This is a genomic window from Streptomyces sp. XM83C (assembly GCF_023072675.1).
Taxonomy (GTDB): Bacteria; Actinomycetota; Actinomycetes; order Streptomycetales; family Streptomycetaceae; genus Streptomyces; species Streptomyces thermocoprophilus.
The window spans coordinates 1-2,609 of sequence record NZ_JALLGL010000494.1 but is presented as its reverse complement, the minus strand read 5'-3'; the positions used below and the strand labels follow the sequence as shown (position 1 = coordinate 2,609).

The window sequence follows — 2,609 nt, the reverse complement described above, 5'->3', positions numbered from 1 at the left end:
CCTCCGCCCCCTACCGCGTCGCCCTGCTCGCCTTCCCCGGCATCCGCGCCTTCGACGTCTCCGTCATCACCGAGGTCTGGGGCTCCGACCGCACCGACCGCGGCGCCCCCCACTTCGAACTGCGCCGCACCGGCACCGACAAGACCCCCGTGCCCCTGCGCGGCGGCCTCTCCCTTCACCCCGACCGCGCCCTGACCTGGCTCGACCGCGCCGACCTGATCGTCGTCCCCGGCCTCGACGAACTCGACCCGGCCCCTGCCCCCGTCCTTGACGCCCTCCGCCGCGCCCATGCCCGCGGCACCACCATCGCCGCCCTCTGCGGCGGCGCCTTCACCCTCGCCCAGGCCGGCCTCCTCGACGGTCGCCGCGCCATCACCCACTGGAACCTCGTCGACCGGCTCCGCGCCCGCCACCCCGAGATCACCGTCGTCCCGGACGCCCTGTTCATCGAGGACGACAACATCTGGACCTCCGCGGGTACGGCCGCCGGAATCGACCTCTGCCTGCACCTCGTCCGCCGCACCCACGGAGCCGAGGCCGCCGCCACCATCGCCCGCTCGATGGTCACCGCCCCGTTCCGCACCGGCACCCAGGCCCAGTTCATCGAACGCCCCACACCCCGAGCCGACCGCGACGCCGACACCCTCGCCGCCGTACGCGAACACGCCCTGCGCCATCTGCACGAACCGCTCACCGTCGCCGACCTGGCCGCCCACGCCGGCATGTCCCCCCGCACCTTCACCCGCCACTTCACGGCGGAGACCGGCACCACACCCCTGCGCTGGCTCCTCGACCAGCGCATCGCCGCAGCCCAGAAACTCCTCGAACGCACCGACCTGCCCATGCCCGAGGTCGCCCGCCGCGCCGGCTTCGGCAGCGAGGTCACGATGCGCCAGCACTTCGCATCGCGCCTCGCCACCAGCCCCCGCGCCTACCGCGCCGCGTTCAACGCCACCTCCTCGAACGCCGGCAACAACCCGATCGCCCGATAGGCCGCGTCCACCGTCGGCCGCGCCATCGACCGCGCCCGCTCGGCACCCGCCCGCAGCACCGCGTCCACGGCACCGGGGTCCGCGCACAGCTCACGATGCCGCTGCTGCAACGGCCGCAGCACCTCCACCACGGCCTCAGCGGTGTCCCTCTTCAACGCCCCGTACGAGGCGTACCCGGCGCTCAACGCCTCCGGATCACCACCCGTGCACGCCGCGAGAATGTCCAGCAGATTGGCCACCCCGGGCCGCTCCACCCGGTCGTACACCACATCCCGCCCGCTGTCCGTCACCGCCCGCAGCACCTTCTTCCGCACCACGTCCGGCTCGTCCAGCAGATAGACGACGCCCAGCCCCGACGCGTCCGACTTCCCCATCTTCGACGTCGGCGTCTGAAGGTTCATCACCCGTGCCGCGACCTTCGGGACGGCAGCCCGCGGCACGGTGAACGTGCTCCCGTACCGCTGGTTGAACCGCGCCGCGAGATTCCGCGCCAGCTCCACATGCTGCGCCTGGTCCTCCCCGACCGGCACCTCGTCCGTGCCGTAGGCCAGGATGTCCGCCGCCATCAGCGCGGGATACGTCAGCAGCGACAACCGCACACTTCTGCCGCGGGCGGCCTCCCGCTCGGATTTCTCCCGGTACTGGATCATCCGCCGCATCTCCCCGTCGGCGGCCACACACTCCAGCAGATACGACAGCCGCGTGTGCTCGTCGACATGGCTCTGCACGAACAGCGTGCACCTCTCCGGGTCGAGCCCCGACGCCAGCAGCAGCGTCGCCGCCTGCCGGCTGAGCCTGCGCACCCGCGCCGGGTCGTGCTCCACGGTCAGCGCGTGCAGATCGACCACGCAGAACAACGCGTCGGCCCGGTACTGGTCGACCTCGGCCCACCGCCGCATGGCCCCCAGGTAGTTGCCCAGGGTCAGATGTCCGGTCGGCTGGATACCGCTGAAGACCCGCTTCATCTCTCCACCTCCTGCTCCGGGCCGCCGTCCCCGGCCGGCCGCCCCCTGGAGTCCTGGAGGGAGATACAGAAACGGCCGCCGAGGCGGCGGCCGTCGAATGCGCACGTGAGTCGGCCGCCGTCAGGCGGCCCACCAGAACTGGCTGTACGTGCGCTGGGTCATGCACCCCAGCCTACGCGCCGAGGTGCCGTCCGGAGGAGAGTTGACACACGCCGTGCCGGTGCGTAGTGTTCTCCGAGTTGTCCGACGTGAGCGCCGACCCCGGTCGGTCCCCGGACAGCCATTCCGCAAGTACCTCCACTACTCGACGAACGGTCGACGTGTCTGTCGTCCGCTCGGCGTGTCATTGGCCTGCGTATTCGCGAAATGAGGAATCCCGTTCGAAAGGACTGGGCCCCCGATTAGCTCGGGAGCCGGGAATCCGCTAAAGTCTCACGGGTCGCAACGGCCGCCCAACGGCCGGGATGACAACCCCCTCTGACTGGGAATCAGACGCCGAGAGGATCTGATAGAGTCGGAACCGCTGGAAAGGGAAACGCGAGAGCGGGAACCTGGAAAGCACCGAGGAAATCGGATCGGAAAGATCTGATAGAGTCGGAAACGCAAGACCGAAGGGAAGCGCCCGGAGGAAAGCCCGAGAGGGTGAGTACGA

2 protein-coding genes are annotated in these 2,609 nt (G+C 70.4%); one reads left to right on the top strand and one right to left on the bottom strand.

What is annotated here, in order from left to right; all coding sequences use genetic code 11:
• A partial coding sequence (locus MTQ10_RS29675) for a GlxA family transcriptional regulator (protein ID WP_247473529.1) occupies positions 1 to 992 on the top strand: 992 nt, incomplete at its 5' end.
• On the opposite strand, the gene trpS is transcribed toward MTQ10_RS29675, so the two are convergent.
• Positions 932 to 1,957, bottom strand: a complete 1,026-nt coding sequence (gene trpS / locus MTQ10_RS29670) for a tryptophan--tRNA ligase (protein WP_247473526.1) — start codon at positions 1,955 to 1,957, stop codon at positions 932 to 934. The two genes, MTQ10_RS29675 and trpS, sit on opposite strands and share 61 nt — an antisense overlap.
• Between the last annotated feature and the right edge of the window lie 652 nt (positions 1,958 to 2,609).

Bases quoted from the DNA above. Each gene is read 5' to 3' on its own strand.
- trpS (WP_247473526.1), bottom strand. From the start codon at position 1,957: ATGAAGCGGGTCTTCAGCGGTATCCAGCCGACCGGACATCTGACCCTG.